Source organism: Paeniglutamicibacter sp. NPDC012692 (genome assembly GCF_042901625.1).
In the GTDB taxonomy this organism is placed as follows: domain Bacteria; phylum Actinomycetota; class Actinomycetes; order Actinomycetales; family Micrococcaceae; genus Paeniglutamicibacter.
Map to the genome: position 1 here is coordinate 59,631 of NZ_JBIBDE010000007.1, position 16,253 is coordinate 75,883.

The window sequence follows — 16,253 nt, forward strand, 5'->3', positions numbered from 1 at the left end:
CGTCCACCGAATCGCCCCCTTTCCCGACCTTCACCCGGGCACGGTGCCCGGCCGGGTTCGCGGAGGCACGCGGCGGTTTTCGGGCAAATTTCCCCCACGACCACCCCCGGCGCTATAGGCTCACACCCATGGTGAGATTTCTGATTCTGGCATTGCTGTCGTTGTTGGGATTCGTCACGATCGTGGCCGCATCCCTTGGCTCAAGCGGGTGGTGGATCCTCGCCGCGCTGGCGTTGGCACTGCTGGGCCTCGGCATCCACGACGTGCTGCAAACCAAGCACGCGATCCTGCGCAATTTCCCGGTGCTCGGGCGCATGCGCTTCCTGTTCGAATCGATTCGTCCCGAAATCCAGCAGTACTTCATTGAACGCAACACCGACGGGCGCCCCTTCGACCGCGACACCCGATCGCTGGTCTATGCGCGGGCCAAGGGCGCCGACAGCCACAAGGCCTTCGGCACCGAACGCGACGTCAACGAGGCAGGCTACGAATACCTGCTGCATTCAACGGTTCCGGTCAACGTCCCGGCCGAACAGCACCGGGTGCGCATCGGCGGCCCCGACTGCCTGCAGCCCTACGACATCTCCCTGATGAACGTGTCCTCGATGAGCTTCGGCGCGCTGTCCAAGAACGCGGTGCTCGCCATGAACAAGGGCGCGGCCATGGGCGGGTTCGTCCACGAAACCGGCGAGGGCGGACTGACCGAGTACCACCTGGAATACGGGGCCGACCTGTTCTGGGAAATCGGCTCGGGCTACTTCGGCTGCCGCGACACGGACGGCAACTTCGATGCCGACCGCTTCGCCGCCAAGGCGGCCCACGAAAGCGTCAAGGGCATCACCATCAAGCTGTCGCAGGGCGCCAAGCCCGGGCTCGGCGGGGTGCTGCCCGCCGCAAAGATCACCCCGGAAATCGCGGCAGCCCGGGAAATCCCCCTGGGCGTCGACTGCATTTCCCCCGCCTCGCACTCGTCCTTCTCCACGCCGCGGGAGCTCATGGCGTTCGTGAAGCACCTGCGCGACCTCTCCGGCGGCAAGCCCGTCGGCTACAAGTTCTGCGTGGGGTCGCGCACCGACGTGTTGGCGATGTGCAAGGCCATGCTCGAAACCGGCATCACCCCGGACTTCATCACCGTCGACGGCGCCGAGGGCGGCACCGGCGCGGCGCCGCTCGAATACGAGGACCACGTGGGCACGCCGCTGACCGAGGGGCTCATGCTGGTGCACAACGCGCTCGTCGGCTGCGGGCTGCGCCACAAGATCCGGCTGGGCGCCGCGGGAAAGGTGGCTACCGGCTCGGACGTCGTCAAGCGGCTCATCCAGGGCGCCGACTTCACCTTCAGCGCCCGGACGATGATGATGGCCACCGGCTGCATCCAGGCCCAGAAATGCCACACCAACGAATGCCCGGTGGGCGTCGCGACCCAGAACCCGCACCTGGTGCGGGCGCTTGACGTGCTGGACAAGGGCAACCGCGTCTACAACTACCACAAGCTCACCGTCCAGGAGGCGACCCAGCTGATGGCCTCCATGGGTGTCTCCCATCCCTCGCAGCTGAACCCGCGCATGTTGCGCCGCCGCGTCGACCACCTGACCACGCGCAGCTACGCCTCCCTGCACAACTGGGTGGCACCCGGTGAGTTGCTCAACGAACCCGCCCGCGGGTGGCTGGCCGACTGGGAAGAAGCGGACTCCGAGCACTTCGGTGAACACGCTCCCTTGCCGTGGCCGACGCCCCGCGAGCCGGCACCGGCACCCGTGGCGCTTGCCGGCACGGTTGCGCCCAAGCGCGTGGAACCCAAGGACTCGACGCACAAGGCGGTGGCCCCGGTCCACCCGCTCGCCAAACGCCCCGAGGGCCGCCTGGCGCCCAAGAACCCCGTCCCCAAGCGCTAAACCGGCCGTCATCAAGGCAAGGCGGTGAGCCCGGGCACGGAATAATTGCCGGCATGGCAGCATCCGGCCCGGCCCGGCCCCTCGGCTTTCCCTCGATCCTCGCCCACGCATTCTTCCTGCAGGCGTCGGTCTACCTGGTGCGCCCCGCCACGTCCTACCGAGCCCTGGAACTCGGCGTGGACCCCGGGCTGCTGGGCCTGGTCGTGGCGAGCTTCTCCATCCTGCCGGTGTTCCTGGCCGTGGCCATCGGGCGGGCCACGGACCGCGGGCGGGAGAAGGGCGTGTTGCTGGTCGGCGCCGGGCTGATGATCGCCTCCGGGCTGGGGCTGCTCTTTGCCGCCGGTTCGCTGCCGGCCCTGCTGGGCTGGAACCTGCTGCTGGGCGTCGGGCACCTGATGAGCCTGATCGGCGAGCAGAGCAGGCTGGCCTCGGCGAAGAACCGCAACATGGACAGGGTCTTCGGCTACTACACCACGGTCACGGCGATCGCCCAGGCCGCGGCCCCGCTGCTGCTTGGCTTCCTGGGCGGGGAGAGCGTCCGCCCGGACACCGCGGTGCTGCTGCAGGCCTACCTGTACTCCGCGGTGGCGATGGCCGCCGCGACGGTGTTCATGGTGAGGCATGCGGTTCCGCGCGCCGAGGCCAAGGCCCGGACGCAGGTCAGGCTGTCGACCGCGCTGAACGTCGAGCCGGCAACCCGCAACACCCTGCTGGCCTCCATCGGGCTGAGCATGATGGTGCTGTGCACCATCGACCTGCTGCAGGTCTACCTGCCGGCGCTCGCGGTGGAGCGCGGGATCCCCGTGCAGACCGTCGGCATCCTGCTGGCCCTGCGCGCCGGGGCGACAGTCCTGTCGCGGCTGGGGCTCGACCGGCTGGTGCGCACCGTCGGCCGGGCCCGGCTGCTGCTGGCCTCCACCGGGGTCTCCGCGGTGCTCATCGCGATGCTGGTGCTCGACGTGGGAGTGTTCTGGACGGGCGCGCTGCTGGCGCTGGCCGGGCTCAGCCTGGGGATCGGGCAGCCGCTGAGCATGAGCGTCGTCTCCGCCGCGGCCTCCGAGGGCACCCGCGGCACCTGGATGTCCATCCGCCTGCTGGGCAACAGGCTGGGCCAGGCGGTCATCCCCGTGGGCGTCGGGATCTTCGCCACGGGGCTCGGCGCCGGGGGAGTGTTTGCGGTCTTGGGTTCGACGATGGCCGCCGCGACCCTGGGCTCGATCATCCCGCTGCGCTCCATGAAGGATTGAACGCGGAAGGACTAGTTCGGCTCGGCCACCACCGCGGCGACCGCCGCAACGTCCACCTCGCCGATGCTTGCCGGAACCCACGCCGGGTTGCGGTCCTTGTCAATGACCTGGGCCCGGATGCCCTCGGCCAGGTCGCCGCGGTGCATGAGGTACTTGGCCAGGCGAAGCTCGCGGTCCAGCGCCGAGCGCAGGTGCTCCTCGGCGCGCGCCGCCCGGATGGACTGCAGGGCGCACTCCATGGAGGTCGGGCAGTTCGCGCGCATCTGTTCGGCTGCCTCGGCGGCCGCGGAATGGGACATGGCATCGAGACGCTCCAGGATTTCCCCGAGCGTCGGGGCGCCGAAGGCGTGGTCGATCCACGGCTGCGCGGCCATCAGCGGGGACGCCGCGAAGGAACCGAAGAGCACCTCGAGCCCGGCGGCGATGTCCGCGGCGTCCATGCCCTCGAAGTCCGGCAGCGCGTCGAGCACGTCGGCGAACTTTTCCCCGTCCACCAGCATGTCCGCGAAGCCGAGTTCCACCGCGTCGACGCCGGAGAACGTGGATGCCGTCAGCGCCAGGTACTCGCCGATGAAGCCGGGGGCCAGCGCCATCAGGTGGGTGCCGCCCACGTCGGGGGTGTAGCCGATGCGGGCCTCGGGCATGGCATAGCTGGACTCCGGGGTGGCGATGCGGATGGCCGCGTGCGAGGCCAGGCCGATCCCGCCGCCCATGCACAGCCCGTGCGCCAGGGTGACGACCGGCTTGGGGTAGCCGGCGATCATGGCGTCGAGGTCGAACTCCAGGGACAGCAGGTCCGCGAATTCGCCGTGGGCGTCGTTGCTCACCGCACGGTGGAAGTCCTTGATGTCCCCGCCGGCGCAAAAACCGCGTTTGCCCTCCCCGCGCAGGACCACCATGGAGACGGACGGATCGTCCTTCCAGAGCAGCAGCGTGTCGGTGAGTGCCTGGAGCATGCCGCGGGTCAGCGCATTGATCTTTGCGGGGCGGTCGAGCGCCAGGATCCCCAGCGGTCCGGTGATTGAAGCGCGGATGTGCGAAGTGATGGTCGGGGTCCTTCCGGTTCATGCCGTGTGCAGGGCGCAAGATGCTAGTGGAAACGCTACAGGCAGGCGCCCCGAAGTGCAGATTCCCGCAGGTCCGGGGCTGGCTTCACATTCCTCCGCCTTGGCGCTCCCGCGGTAGGCTTCAGGGGGATTTTGGGCCGGGCAACGCCTCGGCCGCACTGCGTTTGAGAGGGGTCCTGGCCGATGGCTGAACACGATGAGGAAAACGACCGCGGAGCATTGGCCAAGCGCATCCTGCCCGGCGGCAGCGAACCGGACCCGCGCTTCACCTTGGCCAACGAGCGAACGTTCCTCGCTTGGATCCGCACCTCGCTGGCCTTCCTGGCCGGCGGCATCGCCCTTGAGGCCTTCGCCGCCCATGAGTTTCCTGCACCGCTCCGTACCGGCATCTCCGTCTTTCTCATCATCATCGGCATGCTGATCAGCGGCGGGGCGGCCCTGCGCTGGCGGAGGATCGAGCTTTCCATGCGCCATGGCAAGCCGCTGCCGCTGCCGCTGATCATCCCCATTCTGGGCCTGGGCGGAGCGATCGCCGCGGCCGTCGTGGCGGTGCTGATCGCGACCAAGCTGTGAGCGTCAACGGGCCGCTGCTTTCCCACGACGATCCGGGGCTGCAACCCGAACGCACCGTGATGTCCTGGGGGAGGACCACGATGTCGCTGTGCGTGGCGGCGCTGGTTTTCCTGAAGTGGTACCCGCACTACGGCGCCGGGATCCTGGTGATGGTCGCGTTGTGCCTGCTGGCGGCCGGCGGCATCTATGCCACCCAGCGCAGGCGCTACGCCCTGGCGTCCCACGGCATTGCGCTGGAACGCGTCCATGCCGATGTCGTGGCCGTGCTCGCAATGAGCGGGGCCGTGGTGGGCGTCGGCGCGCTGGGCATTTTCCTGGTGCTGACCGACTGAGGACGGGCCGAGAGGGGCCGCGCGGCAGGTGATCTTGTACGGATTCGGCCTTTGACGTGTGCCGTCCGGGTGCCGGAATGGGCGGCTCGCGTATGATCGGGGTTCATCGCCCTGCTATCTCGCACCCGAAACGTCGTTCAAGGATGTCCATGAGAAAAACAGCCCTCGCCCTTTCCGCGGCCCTGGTAGCCGCCTTGCTGGTCCCGGCGGCGGCCGCGACGGCCCTTGAACCGGCAGCGGTGAATGTCGCCACGGCGAGCATCGCGCAGGACAACTCCGCGTATCTGACCAAGGCGGCCAAGAGCCTGGGCGGTGCCAGCGACAGCTCAGGAAAACTCGGGGACGGAAGTTCCTGGCGCTCGTACCGCGACGGCATCGTGGTCTACTCGGACAACCGCAGGGCGCTGACTGTGCGCAATGCCATCGCCAAGGCGTGGGCCGACACCGGATGGGAAAACGGCAGGTTCGGCTACCCGAAGGGGGAGCAGTACAAATCCGGAAGCGACACGCGGCAGAACTTCAGCGGCGGCGTGCTCGGTGTGCGCAGCAACGGAACCTCCTACTGGCTGCCCAGCGTCCCGAAGCTGCCGGACTTCACCGTCGCCGGCGCCGGATGGGGCCACGGCGTTGGCATGAGCCAGTACGGCGCCCGGGCGATGGCCAGCGAGGGCAAGAAGAACGCCACGCAAATCCTCGAGTACTACTACAACCCGGCGAAGGTCACTTCGAGCGCCACCGCCGCCTCAAAAGACATCCGCGTGCAGGTGCTCAAATCCGAAAAAAGCTCCGTGAAGGTTTCCGGCGGGGCGATGAAGGTTACGGAAGTACCGGCCAAAAAGACCTATGTACCGGCCAAAAAGACCTACACGGCACCGGCAGGTTCCACCCTTACCTTCAGCCGGAGCGGTTCCCAGTTGAGCTACGCGCTGGAGAACGACAGGGGCCAAAGCGTTGCTTCAAACAAGGTCACGGGCAAGTTGCGCGTCGAGTGGGAAGGTACCCGTGCCTGGCCCTCGAGCAAACGTGCCACGCTTTCCGTTCCAAAGGCCAACGCCGAATCCTCGACCCCAGGAACCTACCGGCACGGAATTCTCGAAGCCGGGATCCTGAACGACCAGGTCAATCTGGTGACCTCGCTTCGACTGAACGACGAGTACCTCTACGGCCTTGCCGAGGTCCCTTCCTCCTGGCCGGGTGCTGTGCTTCAGGCGCAGGCGATTGCGGGACGCACCTACGCCATGCGCAAGATCAACACCGTGAAGTCTTCCTGCGACTGCAACGTGACGGACGAGGTGCAGGACCAGAAGTTCACCGGATGGCACAAGGAAAACGAACAACCCGGATACGGCGCCAAGTGGAAGGCCGCGGTGGACGCCACTGTAACCCGCAGCGGGAGCACGCCGACCACCGGCAAGGTCGTCATGTACGGAGGGCGGCTGGCCGAAACACTCTATTCCTCGTCCACCGGCGGAGCCACCCGCAACAGCGAGGACGTGTGGGGCGGTGCAGCGCTTCCGTACCTGCGATCCCGGGACGACTCATGGTCGCTGAAGCCAAGTGCCAACAACCCCTATGACTCATGGACGCAGAGCGTGAGCCAGGCCAAGATGGCCAAGGTCTTCGGGCTCAACGACGTCGTCTCGGTGAAGATCAGCAGGGCCAAGGACCTGACGATCTCCTCGGCCACTGCCACGTCTTCGGCGGGAAGCACCAAGACGCTGACGGGCATTGCCTTCAGGGGTTCGACCAACGGCATCGGTGCCCGTGCGGCCTGGATCTCCGGCGTGAAGGCTTCGGTGGTCGCCCCGGCGGCCACAACGATCAACCCCAACAACTTCTGCGCCACGACGGTGGCAACCGGTTCGAGCATCCCCACGGCGATTGCCTCACAGAAGGACGGGGCCGTTATCTGTTTGAAGGCAGGCACCCACAAGCCGGCGAACCTGGCGCTCAAGCCCCGCCAGACGTTGGTCGGGCAAGGCAGCAGCACCACCCGCTTCGACGGAACCACTGCGGTAAAAACCAAGAAGTCGGGCAAGATCTACAAGATCTCCTCCAGCAAGATCCCAGCCAAGGCCCCCGGCACGCTCAAATGCACCACCGGATACCAGTGCAACAGCGCCCAGATTCTCTTCGCCAACGGGATCCAGCTCAACCGCGTCAGTTCCAAGGCGAAGGTGAAGGCCGGCACCTACTGGATCGACCACAAGGGACGGGCCATCTACACGGGCAAAGCCGGCAGCAGCAAATACAAGTACTCGATGGCTGTGCAAACCCGCGCCATCACCATGGGCACCTGGTCGCGCATGGGCATGATGAATGTGGTCGGGTACGCCAACCCCAGCAACACGGGTGCCGTGCGGCTCTCGGGCGCGCACTCGGGGCTGTTTTCCTCACGGGTGGCCGTCAACCACGGCATCGGCGTGCAAAGCAACGGTGCCGCCACCGAAATCCTGAATTCGACGATCCGGCTCAACGGCCAGGTGGGAATCAGCGCCTCGGGCGGAAAGAACTCCGTCGTGCGCGGAACCGAAATCAGCAAAAACGGCTGGGCCGGCTACAAACCGGCCACGTTCACCGGCGGCATCGCCGCGGCAAACAAGGCAAGCATGAAGGTCAGCAGCGCGAAAATCCTGGACAACAGCGCCGCGGGAACGCTCGGGGTGCGCAAGAGCTCGGGGGCCAGTGTTTCGGTCACCTCGAGCACGGTGCGTGGGAACAAGTAGTTCCTAGCGCCGTTTGGGCGCGATGCTCAATTCCCCGAGCACGGTGGTGAGCCGGTCCATGAAGACCCGCACCTTTGGGTTGTGGTTGTCGGGGGATTGCAGGGCAAAGATGCTCCGGGCCAACCTGATCTCCGGCGCATCGATGACCCGGATGCCCTCCGGCGCCTGAAGCATGGCCAGCTCGGGAACCAGCGCGGCGCCAAGCCCCGCCGCCGCCATGTGCAGAGACGCATTGAAGTCGTCGCTGTAGGCGACAACCCGCGGGTGGATGTTGAACGCGGAAAAGAGCCGCGAGATGACAGTCGCATCGCTGGTGCCCGGGTGGTGCATGATCCACGGCATGTTGGCCAGCTGCTCGGCACTCACGGTGGAGGAGTTCGAGAGCTTCCAGGAAGCCGGGACCACAACCCGGAACGGATCGTCACCCAGCCACTGGCGCTCCAGTTGGGCGGGCCAGGCAAGTCCGGCCTGTCCCACCTGGAAGATCAACGCCAGGTCGAGTTCGCCGTCCTGGCGCAATCCCGCAACGGTTTGGTGTGGCTCCCCGACATGCACACGCAGCGCAATGCCGAGCTGGTCCCAATCGGGGGAACACAGGAGACGCGGCAACGCGTAGATGGCCAGCGACGGGAAAATGCCGAGCCGCAATTCCTGGAGAGGCTTTCCGCTGGGGTCAAGGTCCGGGGTGGACGTCGCGGCAAGCAGCGCGTCGATGTCGGTGAGCACCCTCTGCGCGTGGCGGACCATGGTCATGGCCGCCGGAGTGGGCTCGATGCTTTTGGCCCCCCGCGTGAAGAGCGTGGTGCCGGTGGCGCGTTCCAGCGCCGTCATTTGTTGCGACACGGCCGAGGGAGTGTAGCCGAGTCGGGTTGCAGCCACGGCAAAGGACCTGTGGTTTACGACTTCGATCAGAGTGCGAAGGTGCACCGGATTGACCACTGATTCTCCCGAGCCTCAAGATGATGGGGTTGGCAACAAAAATTGCCAACCCCAATCCTATGGTGCGGAGGCGAGGCCCTCGGCCTCTTCCTCGGAAATCTCTTCCACCCATTCCACTTCCACGGCGTCTTCGTCTTGGATCGCGTCTTCGGCCGTCAAATCGTCGTCGAGCAGATAGAGGTGTCTGCGCAGCGGATCCAGCGCCCGCATTGTTTCGGGGCTATCGGATGAACCCTCGTAGGGCTGGCCGTCGCGGCCATCGCCAGGCTCATACATGTCGTCGTCAATCGGCTCGTCAAAGACCGTGTCGTCAAAGATGTCGCTCATCGTGTCCCTCCATTCACCAAACGCGGTGTTCGTGGCTGATCCGCGATTGATTACAGCCTATGTCCCATCCCTGGTTATGGGAATGGGCATTTTTCGCGTGTTCCTTGCCCGTCGTTCACCTGCGGGACGTTGATTGCCGCCTCCTGCCGAGGCGTCCATGCCGAGTGATTTCCCCGCGAAAAAGGCCGGGCATCAAACCACCGGGAGAGTAAAACTCCTCGTGGATTGATGCCCGGCCTCATGGCCTTTGGCGACTAGCTAGCTGGCAAGATTCATGGCCCCCGCGGTGATTTCCACGGAGGCCAGACGCTGGGCCGCACTGCTGGAATTGTGCACGGTGATCAGTTCGTCGGCCTGTGCCGTGCGCGCGAATTCCTTAAGGTACTGGGCGACGGTGGCGCCGTCACCCACGGCCGTGTACTTGAGCATGTTCATGATCGATTCCCCGTGCGACGAATCCAGAAGCATATCGATCTCGGCTTCGGTGAACGGGGTGGGGCGGTTCCTGCCCAAGAAGAGCTGGATGCGGTCGCGGCGGACCTGTTCCATGATCCGGTGGGCCTCCGAGTTGCTTTCCGCTGCGACGACCCCCACACCTGCAATGACGTACGGTTCGGCGAGGAATTCGGACGGGCGGAATTCGTTCCGGTAAGCGGTCACGGCCTGGACCAGGGCATCGGGGGCGAAATGCGAGGCAAACGAGTACGGGAGCCCCAGCTGGGCGGCAAGCCGGGCGCCGAAGAGGCTGGATCCCAGGATGTACAGGGGCACGTTGGTGCCGTGTCCCGGGTAGGCGTTCACACCCTCAATGCGCGAAGTCTCGCCGAGGTAGGCCTGGAGCTCGAGCACATCATGGGGGAAGGCGTCGGAAGCGGCCGGGTCGCGGCGCAGGGCCTGGAACGTGAGCTGGTCGGTTCCGGGGGCGCGGCCCAGGCCCAGGTCGATGCGTCCCGGGAACAGCGTCTCGAGGGTGCCGAACTGTTCGGCAATCACCAAGGGGGAGTGATTGGGCAGCATGATTCCGCCCGAACCCAAGCGAATGCTTTTGGTGTGGTGGGCGACGTGGCCAATGAGGACCGAGGTTGCGCTCGAGGCGATCGAGGCCATGTTGTGGTGTTCGGCGTACCAGACTCGGGTATAGCCGTTGGCCTCGGCGGTTTGCGCCAGCCGAACGCTTTCGGCAAATGTTTCGGCGGCTGAACCGCCGCTGCGGATGGGGGCAAGATCAAGGATCGACAAGGGAATGCTCACGTAGGGAGGCAACCTCGGCCGTGCCTGATTCATTCCCTTGCCGGCTGCTACGGGTGGTTTCGTGGTCAAGGGAACGTATTATCTGAGCATGAAGCGGATGCTGCTCGTTCCGGTGTGCGGATTGTTTCTGGGAATGCTGAGCGGGTGCACGATTCTTGTTCCGGATGAAACCGGACCGTCACCGGTTTCGCCGGCCGCGCAGGCAAGGTTGGAGGAGCTCCCTGCCGGGTGCCCCTCCACCGAAGGATTTGTGGTTCCCGAACCCCTGGGAGCTGGAACCGGGGAAGATGGCGCAGAAATGGTGCTGGCGCGTTTGAGCGACTGGGCAAATGCCGGGACTGCCATGGTTGCCAAGGAGTCGGACTGGCTCGCTGCAGCTGGCACAGGGGGATGCTTTGAAGCCCTTGCCGACGCGATAGGGCAGGTCTACGGGCAGGTACTCTATTTCCGAGAGGGGGATGAGACCCTTGCGGAGCTAGGGAAAGCCATGTTGGGGGAGAACCTGGGAAACCTGCGCCGGGCCCGTGCCCAAGCACAAGCTTCGAAAGCCGAGTATTGGCTACTGGGTCTTGTCGGCACCTCGTCGTCCGGTGACGGCCAATTCCTGAAAATGCGCGTGAGCGTCCAGCCCGGAGATTCCACGCAACCGCGGCGCGGGGAGGACTGGATTGTGCTCCTGAAGACGCAGGATGCCGCGCCAACGCTGGCGCACGTGAGCGGTTTCTGGACCCCGGGTCCGCAGTAGCCTGGGTGCTTAAACAATTTGGGCGGTACCTCCGCAAGGAGATACCGCCCAAATAGAATCAGCTAATTAGCCGAAGGTGATGATCCGAACTTAGACAGCGCGGATATCGGTGGCCTGAAGGCCCTTCTGGCCCTGAGTTACTTCGAACTCTACGCGCTGGCCCTCTTCAAGCGAACGGAAGCCGTTCGACTGGATGGCGGAGTAGTGAGCGAAAACGTCATCGGAGTTGTCGTCCGGAGCGATGAAGCCGAAGCCCTTTTCGGCGTTGAACCACTTAACGGTACCTGTTGCCATGATGGGTGTGTCCTTTCGAGACTGTCCTGAAATGGGACGTAGGGGAGCGAACTCCACTGTGGAATTCACTTGCAGCTACGTGATTCACCGCGGTTCAGAAAGGTACTCTCCCCGGCAACGGGGTATTTGCACTGCTTTACTGCGAGAAAAACTAGAACTACAAGCTCTACGGTACGCGACTATCGGCGCACTTACTACCCTTTGGCACATAAATATAGAAAGTTTGCCGTTTAGGGGTCTGCTATTCACCGCTATTTTGGGATTTTGGAACCTGGGGTGGCTGCGGGAAGTGCGGAATTTCGGGGTTTTTGTCAAATTCACGCAAAATGGGTGCCGTAGGAATCACAATTCCTACGGCACCCATTTCATCGGTGGGCATAACTGCCCCTTGGACTTCCTAGGCGGACGGTGCCGCTTCCGGGGCAGGGGCGTGTTCCTGGATCCGGGCCCCGCGGATGGTTTTTGAAATAACGAAAATTGTAATTACCGTCAAGGCAACTGCAATTCCCGAAGTGATAACCACGCCTGCATCAAATGCGTGTGCCGCGGAAGTCAGAAGCTGATCGGCAATCGAGGCCTGGGAGTCGGGAAGGCCCGCTGCGACCTCATGGGCGCCGCCCAGGGTCTGGCGTGCGGCTTCGGCCTGTTCGGCGTCCAGCGCGGCCGGGACCTGGAGGTTCCGGGAGTAGACGGCGTTGAGGATCGAGCCCAACACCGCGGTGCCGAGTACCGAACCGACTTCATAGGACGTCTCGGAAATGGCCGATGCGGCGCCGGCCTTGGATGCGGGCACTGCGGACAGGGCCAGGTCGTTGGACAGGGTTTCGGCCATGCCGACGCCGGCACCCAAAACGCCGAACGCAAGCATCAGCGCCGCGACTGAGCCTGACTGACCGAAGGCCAGTACGATGCCGTAGGCGATGGCGCTCAGCGACAGGCCGGCAATCATCACGGTGGAGACCTTGAATTTGCGCACCAGCGGGACGGCCAGGAGCCCAAACGTCACGGTCAGGGCAAGGCCGGGCAGCATCAGGACGCCTGCCATCATCGGGGTGTTTCCGGCGACCAGCTGCAAGTGCTGGGACAGGAAGTAAATGAAACCAACGAATCCGAAGATGCTGAGCAGGTTCACCGTCAGGGCTCCGGAGAACACCGGGTTGGTGAACAGCCGGACATCAAGCATCGGGTTCGAGCGCTTGAGCTGACGGAGCACGAAGAGCACCCCGCATGAGATGCCGACTGCGATGGCCAGGGAGCCCAGCCATGGAGAGGCGGAATGGGTCAACTCCTTGATGCCGAAGACGACGGGCAACAGTGTCATGATGACCAGGGCAATGGAAATGGGGTCGATGGCGCCCGGCTTGGGATCTCGGGATTCGGGGATAAGCACGGGGCCCAGGAAGAGCAGCGGCAGAAGCATCGGCACGGCCAGCAGGAATACCGAACCCCACCAGAAATGCTCGAGCAGGAAGCCGCCAACGATCGGGCCGAGTGCGGCACCGCCGGAGAATGCCGCCGCCCAGATGGCGATTGCCTTGCGGCGTTCGTTGGCGTCGGTGAAGATGTTGCGGATCAGCGACAGGGTGGCCGGCATCAGCATGGCACCGAAGATGCCGAGCAGGGCGCGGGCGGCGATGAGTTGCTCGGCGCTGGTGGCAAACGCCGCGGCCGCGGATACGACGGCGAATCCGGTTGAACCAATGAGCAGCATGCGGCGCCGGCCGAAGCGGTCGCCGAGTGACCCCATGGGAACCAAGAGGCCGGCAAGAACCAGCGGGTAAATGTCGATGATCCACAGCAATTGGTTGCCGGAAGGCGTCAGTGCCGCGGAAAGCGCGGGTACCGCAAAGCTGAGCACGGTGTTGTCCACCGAGATCAGGAGGACTGGGAACATTAGCACCACAAGGGCAGCCCAACGTTTGCGGTTCATTGAACCGGCTTGCTCTTGCGCTGTTCGGGTCGTGAGATTCGGGGTGCTCATGATGGAGGGTTTCCTGATGGAGTAGTTGCGCGGACATTCATAACTGTACCGTCTGGACGGTACAGTTACAATGTGACGATGCCTACCAGAAAGGGATAAGGTTCACTACATGTCTCGCCCGCCATTAGCCAAGGAAAAGATCATCGAAGCCTATGTTTCGATGCTTTGTGAAGAAGGCGAACGCGCAGCCACCATGGAAGCAACGGCCGCAAAGGCGGGCGTCTCCAAGGGCGGCTTGCTCTACCACTTTGCCTCCAAGGAATCGTTGGCCCAGGGGGCAATCGACGGATTGCTCAGGACCTTTGAGGAAGACCTGCATCGAATGGGGTCCGCCCCCGAGGGGCCGGCCATCTACTTCGTGCGCACCAGCACCGTTATCGGCAGCGATCTGGACCGATACTTCCTGGCCGTACTCCGACTGGCCCAGGGTGGCCATGAACCATCGGTCAAGGCGCTCGATGATGTCCAGGAGGGCTGGCTGAATCTGATCCGTCGCGAGGTCAAGGACAAGTACGCGGCCGAAGCCATCATGCTCATCGGCGAGGGGTTGTACTACCAAACCTCAATGCCCGGTTCGTGGTCGACGGGCACGTTCGGCAAGGATCTCGAACACCTGCTGAAGCAAGTTGAACGACTCAAGGACGGAAACTAGCCCTCATGCCATTGACTCCACCGCGGCAGAAGCTGGCGGGCCGTTTTGGTGCGCTGCTCGGCATTCTTCTCATGGCCTTGTCGCTACGCGCAGCGGTGGTTTCTGTTCCGCCTCTTTTGGGAAGCATCGGACCGGAACTTGGGTTTGATTCGTTCAGCACCGGATTGCTTGCGATGCTGGCACCCATCGTTTTTGCCGTATTCGGGTTGCTGACTCCACGATTGATCCGCTGGTGGGGCCTGGAAAAAGTCTTGCTCACCGCGGTTCTGCTTGCAGTCGCCGGCCAGCTGCTCAGGTCGCTGGTAGGCGATGTCAGCAGCTTCCTGCTGCTGTCGGTCATCACGCTTGCCGGCTACGGAATGGGCAACGTCGTGTTGCCGCCGCTGGTCAAGAAGTACTTCCCTGATCGCCTGGCCGTCGTCACCTCCGGATACGTCACGATGCTGGCCGTGGGCACCTGGATGGCACCGCAATTCTCGGTGCCGCTGGCCAACGCCACCGGCGACTGGCGCACCTCGATCGCCGCCTGGGCGCTGCTCTCGACCATCGTGCTGGTGCCGTGGGCCAGCCAACTCTTCAAGGACCGCAGGCACCCGCGTCCCGACACTCCTCTGGTCAACGGCATGGTTGCCGCCCCGCCGGCCAAGATCAATCCCTGGCGATCACCCGTCGCCTGGGGACTGGCGATTTTCCTGGCGGGCAACTCCGCACAGACCTACGTGTACTTCACCTGGCTGCCGCCGTACCTCGCCTCCCAGGGGCTGGACACCATGACAGCCGGATCCATGCTGGCGCTCTTTGCCATCCTGGGCCTGCCGGTCAGCCTGCTGGTGCCGCTGTGGGTTCCGCGGCTGCGCCATCCGATCGTCGCGGTGCTGGTCTTCACTTCGTTCTGGATCACCGGCCACCTCGGCATGTATCTCTCCCCGGCACAGGGCACCGTCGTTTGGGTTGTCTTTGCCGGACTGGGCCAGGGAACCTTCGCCATCGCACTGCTGATGATGAACCTGCGCTCACGCACCACCTACGGCTCGGGGGTGCTTTCCGGATTCAGCCAGGGCCTGGGCTACGCAGGGGCCGCGATCGTGCCGCTGCTCTTCGGCATGGTCAAGGATGCCACGGGCGGGTGGAGTGCTTCCTTCGCGATGCTCGCCATCTGCATCGTGGTCATGCTCACCGGCGCCGTGATGATCAACGGGCCGCGAAAGATCGAAGACGGTCCCGGCGAAGCGGGGGCCCCTCGACCGCTTGAACGCGTGGGCTAAGAACGGGTCGAGCCGGTCAGATCAATTTGGTATCTCTGTGCCAGGGCCCGACGGCCCGCGGTACGCGCCAGTGGAACGTCAGCGCCAGCACGCGCAACAGGAATACGGCGGCCGCAACGGCCAGCTGCCATGCCCCACCTGTTAATCCCATGCCCCAGAATCCGGCGATGAGACCCGCGCCAAGCATCGCCGGGACGGCGTAGATGTCCCTCGGATTGAACAGCTCGGGTGTCTTGTTGGCCACGACGTCGCGCAGCAACCCGCCGCCGACAGCCGAGGTGACGCCCAGGAGGGCCGACGCAAAGGGATTCATGCCCGATTCCAGCGCCTTGATGGTGCCGGTGATGCAGAACAAGGCCAGGCCCGCCGCATCGAATACAAGCAGCGGGCGCATCATCCGCTGGACCCCGGGCGCCAGGAAAAAGACAAGCAGCGCTGCCAGGACGGGCGGAATGAAGTAGAACGGGTTGGCGAAGGCAGTCGGCGTCTGCCCGAGGATGACGTCGCGGATGATGCCACCGCCGATCCCGGTCAGCCCCGCCAGGAGCAGCGAGCCGACGATGTCGAATCCCCGCCGTGCGGCCAGCAAGGAACCCGAAACCCCAAAGAAAAAGACCCCGAAAAGGTCTAGCACCAGTGGCATTGTCAACGGAGGCTGTCCTATTCGTCGGCGGGGGATCGGTCAATCAGGCAGGCTACAGCATTCGGTGTTGCCGCGGTTAATCACAACGCTCCGCTTCCATATGGTGCTGGATTCCTCCAAGGAGCGGCTGGGGTCCAAGGAATCATCCCCCAAATCCCGAAAGCCTGGACGTCGCAGATGGTGCGGAGCCCCGCGTCGGTCGGCGCCTTGCCGTGGGGGACCGGCGGCCACAACAGAGGCAAGACAACCGCGGGCAAAACAATGGTCGGGTGTACCGGGACAATTTCCCGGTACACCCGACCGTGTTGCCGTACCT

At 64.4% G+C, this 16,253-nt stretch carries 16 protein-coding genes; 8 read left to right on the top strand and 8 right to left on the bottom strand.

Features of this window, described 5'->3' with window-relative positions:
• Positions 1–128: 128 nt before the first annotated feature.
• Together ACFY5D_RS19495 and ACFY5D_RS19500 are read left to right on the top strand one after the other, a co-directional pair.
• Complete coding sequence (locus ACFY5D_RS19495) at positions 129–1,895, top strand: FMN-binding glutamate synthase family protein (RefSeq protein WP_387533774.1); 1,767 nt, start codon at positions 129–131, stop codon at positions 1,893–1,895.
• Between the two features lie 53 nt (positions 1,896–1,948).
• A complete protein-coding gene (locus ACFY5D_RS19500; RefSeq protein WP_387533776.1) occupies positions 1,949–3,142 on the top strand; it encodes an MFS transporter in 1,194 nt (397 codons plus the stop codon).
• Positions 3,143–3,153: 11 nt separating this feature from the next.
• Here ACFY5D_RS19500 and ACFY5D_RS19505 read toward each other — a convergent pair whose 3' ends face one another.
• Complete coding sequence (locus ACFY5D_RS19505) at positions 3,154–4,188, bottom strand: enoyl-CoA hydratase/isomerase family protein (RefSeq protein WP_387533997.1); 1,035 nt, start codon at positions 4,186–4,188, stop codon at positions 3,154–3,156.
• Between the two features lie 204 nt (positions 4,189–4,392).
• Here ACFY5D_RS19505 and ACFY5D_RS19510 point away from each other — a divergent pair, with 204 nt between their 5' ends.
• From ACFY5D_RS19510 to ACFY5D_RS19520, 3 genes are all read left to right on the top strand, one after another.
• The gene (locus ACFY5D_RS19510) at positions 4,393–4,782 is read left to right on the top strand and encodes a YidH family protein (RefSeq protein ID WP_387533778.1); all 390 of its coding nucleotides are present in this window, start codon (positions 4,393–4,395) and stop codon (positions 4,780–4,782) included.
• Positions 4,779–5,114: a DUF202 domain-containing protein gene (locus tag ACFY5D_RS19515; RefSeq protein ID WP_387533780.1), complete on the top strand. Its 336-nt coding sequence runs from the start codon at positions 4,779–4,781 to the stop codon at positions 5,112–5,114. Before ACFY5D_RS19510 ends, ACFY5D_RS19515 begins: the two co-directional genes overlap by 4 nt.
• 149 nt (positions 5,115–5,263) lie before the next feature.
• Positions 5,264–7,840, top strand: coding sequence for a SpoIID/LytB domain-containing protein (locus ACFY5D_RS19520; RefSeq protein ID WP_387533782.1), 2,577 nt, complete (start codon positions 5,264–5,266; stop codon positions 7,838–7,840).
• A 3-nt stretch (positions 7,841–7,843) separates the two neighbouring features.
• On the opposite strand, the gene ACFY5D_RS19525 is transcribed toward ACFY5D_RS19520, so the two are convergent.
• The 3 genes from ACFY5D_RS19525 to ACFY5D_RS19535 all read right to left on the bottom strand — a co-directional run bounded on the left by ACFY5D_RS19525 (position 7,844) and on the right by ACFY5D_RS19535 (position 10,357).
• Complete coding sequence (locus ACFY5D_RS19525) at positions 7,844–8,779, bottom strand: LysR family transcriptional regulator (RefSeq protein WP_387533784.1); 936 nt, start codon at positions 8,777–8,779, stop codon at positions 7,844–7,846.
• A 57-nt stretch (positions 8,780–8,836) separates the two neighbouring features.
• Positions 8,837–9,106, bottom strand: a complete 270-nt coding sequence (locus tag ACFY5D_RS19530; RefSeq protein WP_387533786.1) for a hypothetical protein — start codon at positions 9,104–9,106, stop codon at positions 8,837–8,839.
• A gap of 258 nt (positions 9,107–9,364) precedes the next feature.
• Positions 9,365–10,357, bottom strand: a complete 993-nt coding sequence (locus ACFY5D_RS19535) for an LLM class flavin-dependent oxidoreductase (protein ID WP_387533788.1) — start codon at positions 10,355–10,357, stop codon at positions 9,365–9,367.
• Positions 10,358–10,418: 61 nt separating this feature from the next.
• Here ACFY5D_RS19535 and ACFY5D_RS19540 point away from each other — a divergent pair, with 61 nt between their 5' ends.
• Entirely contained in the window at positions 10,419–11,102 is a 684-nt protein-coding gene (locus tag ACFY5D_RS19540; protein ID WP_387533790.1) for a hypothetical protein, read from the top strand.
• A 90-nt stretch (positions 11,103–11,192) separates the two neighbouring features.
• On the opposite strand, the gene ACFY5D_RS19545 is transcribed toward ACFY5D_RS19540, so the two are convergent.
• The 3 genes from ACFY5D_RS19545 to ACFY5D_RS19555 all read right to left on the bottom strand — a co-directional run bounded on the left by ACFY5D_RS19545 (position 11,193) and on the right by ACFY5D_RS19555 (position 13,377).
• Positions 11,193–11,396 (bottom strand): cold-shock protein, encoded by a 204-nt coding sequence (locus ACFY5D_RS19545; RefSeq protein ID WP_007271190.1) that lies wholly within the window; start codon positions 11,394–11,396, stop codon positions 11,193–11,195.
• A 241-nt stretch (positions 11,397–11,637) separates the two neighbouring features.
• On the bottom strand, positions 11,638–11,775 hold the full coding sequence (locus ACFY5D_RS19550; protein WP_387533793.1) for a hypothetical protein: 138 nt from the start codon (positions 11,773–11,775) through the stop codon (positions 11,638–11,640).
• 18 nt (positions 11,776–11,793) lie between these two features.
• Positions 11,794–13,377 carry an MFS transporter gene (locus tag ACFY5D_RS19555; protein ID WP_387533795.1) on the bottom strand — a complete coding sequence of 528 codons (1,584 nt, stop codon included), beginning with the start codon at positions 13,375–13,377 and terminating at the stop codon, positions 11,794–11,796.
• Positions 13,378–13,486: 109 nt separating this feature from the next.
• On the opposite strand from ACFY5D_RS19555, the gene ACFY5D_RS19560 reads away from it, so the two are divergent.
• Together ACFY5D_RS19560 and ACFY5D_RS19565 are read left to right on the top strand one after the other, a co-directional pair.
• Positions 13,487–14,029 carry a TetR/AcrR family transcriptional regulator gene (locus tag ACFY5D_RS19560; RefSeq protein ID WP_387533797.1) on the top strand — a complete coding sequence of 181 codons (543 nt, stop codon included), beginning with the start codon at positions 13,487–13,489 and terminating at the stop codon, positions 14,027–14,029.
• A 5-nt stretch (positions 14,030–14,034) separates the two neighbouring features.
• A complete protein-coding gene (locus ACFY5D_RS19565) occupies positions 14,035–15,294 on the top strand; it encodes a CynX/NimT family MFS transporter (protein WP_387533799.1) in 1,260 nt (419 codons plus the stop codon).
• A gap of 16 nt (positions 15,295–15,310) precedes the next feature.
• On the opposite strand, the gene ACFY5D_RS19570 is transcribed toward ACFY5D_RS19565, so the two are convergent.
• Complete coding sequence (locus ACFY5D_RS19570) at positions 15,311–15,937, bottom strand: trimeric intracellular cation channel family protein (protein ID WP_387533801.1); 627 nt, start codon at positions 15,935–15,937, stop codon at positions 15,311–15,313.
• Positions 15,938–16,253: the final 316 nt, after the last annotated feature.

Excerpts from the sequence above, each read along its gene's own strand:
- ACFY5D_RS19545 (WP_007271190.1), bottom strand. The coding sequence starts at position 11,396 with ATGGCAACAGGTACCGTTAAGTGGTTCAACGCCGAAAAGGGCTTCGGC.
- ACFY5D_RS19510 (WP_387533778.1), top strand. The coding sequence starts at position 4,393 with ATGGCTGAACACGATGAGGAAAACGACCGCGGAGCATTGGCCAAGCGC.
- ACFY5D_RS19495 (WP_387533774.1), top strand. The coding sequence starts at position 129 with ATGGTGAGATTTCTGATTCTGGCATTGCTGTCGTTGTTGGGATTCGTC.
- ACFY5D_RS19530 (WP_387533786.1), bottom strand. The coding sequence starts at position 9,106 with ATGAGCGACATCTTTGACGACACGGTCTTTGACGAGCCGATTGACGAC.
- ACFY5D_RS19560 (WP_387533797.1), top strand. The coding sequence starts at position 13,487 with ATGTCTCGCCCGCCATTAGCCAAGGAAAAGATCATCGAAGCCTATGTT.
- ACFY5D_RS19555 (WP_387533795.1), bottom strand. The coding sequence starts at position 13,377 with ATGAGCACCCCGAATCTCACGACCCGAACAGCGCAAGAGCAAGCCGGT.
- ACFY5D_RS19570 (WP_387533801.1), bottom strand. The coding sequence starts at position 15,937 with ATGCCACTGGTGCTAGACCTTTTCGGGGTCTTTTTCTTTGGGGTTTCG.
- ACFY5D_RS19550 (WP_387533793.1), bottom strand. The coding sequence starts at position 11,775 with ATGCCCACCGATGAAATGGGTGCCGTAGGAATTGTGATTCCTACGGCA.
- ACFY5D_RS19565 (WP_387533799.1), top strand. The coding sequence starts at position 14,035 with ATGCCATTGACTCCACCGCGGCAGAAGCTGGCGGGCCGTTTTGGTGCG.
- ACFY5D_RS19520 (WP_387533782.1), top strand. The coding sequence starts at position 5,264 with ATGAGAAAAACAGCCCTCGCCCTTTCCGCGGCCCTGGTAGCCGCCTTG.
- ACFY5D_RS19500 (WP_387533776.1), top strand. The coding sequence starts at position 1,949 with ATGGCAGCATCCGGCCCGGCCCGGCCCCTCGGCTTTCCCTCGATCCTC.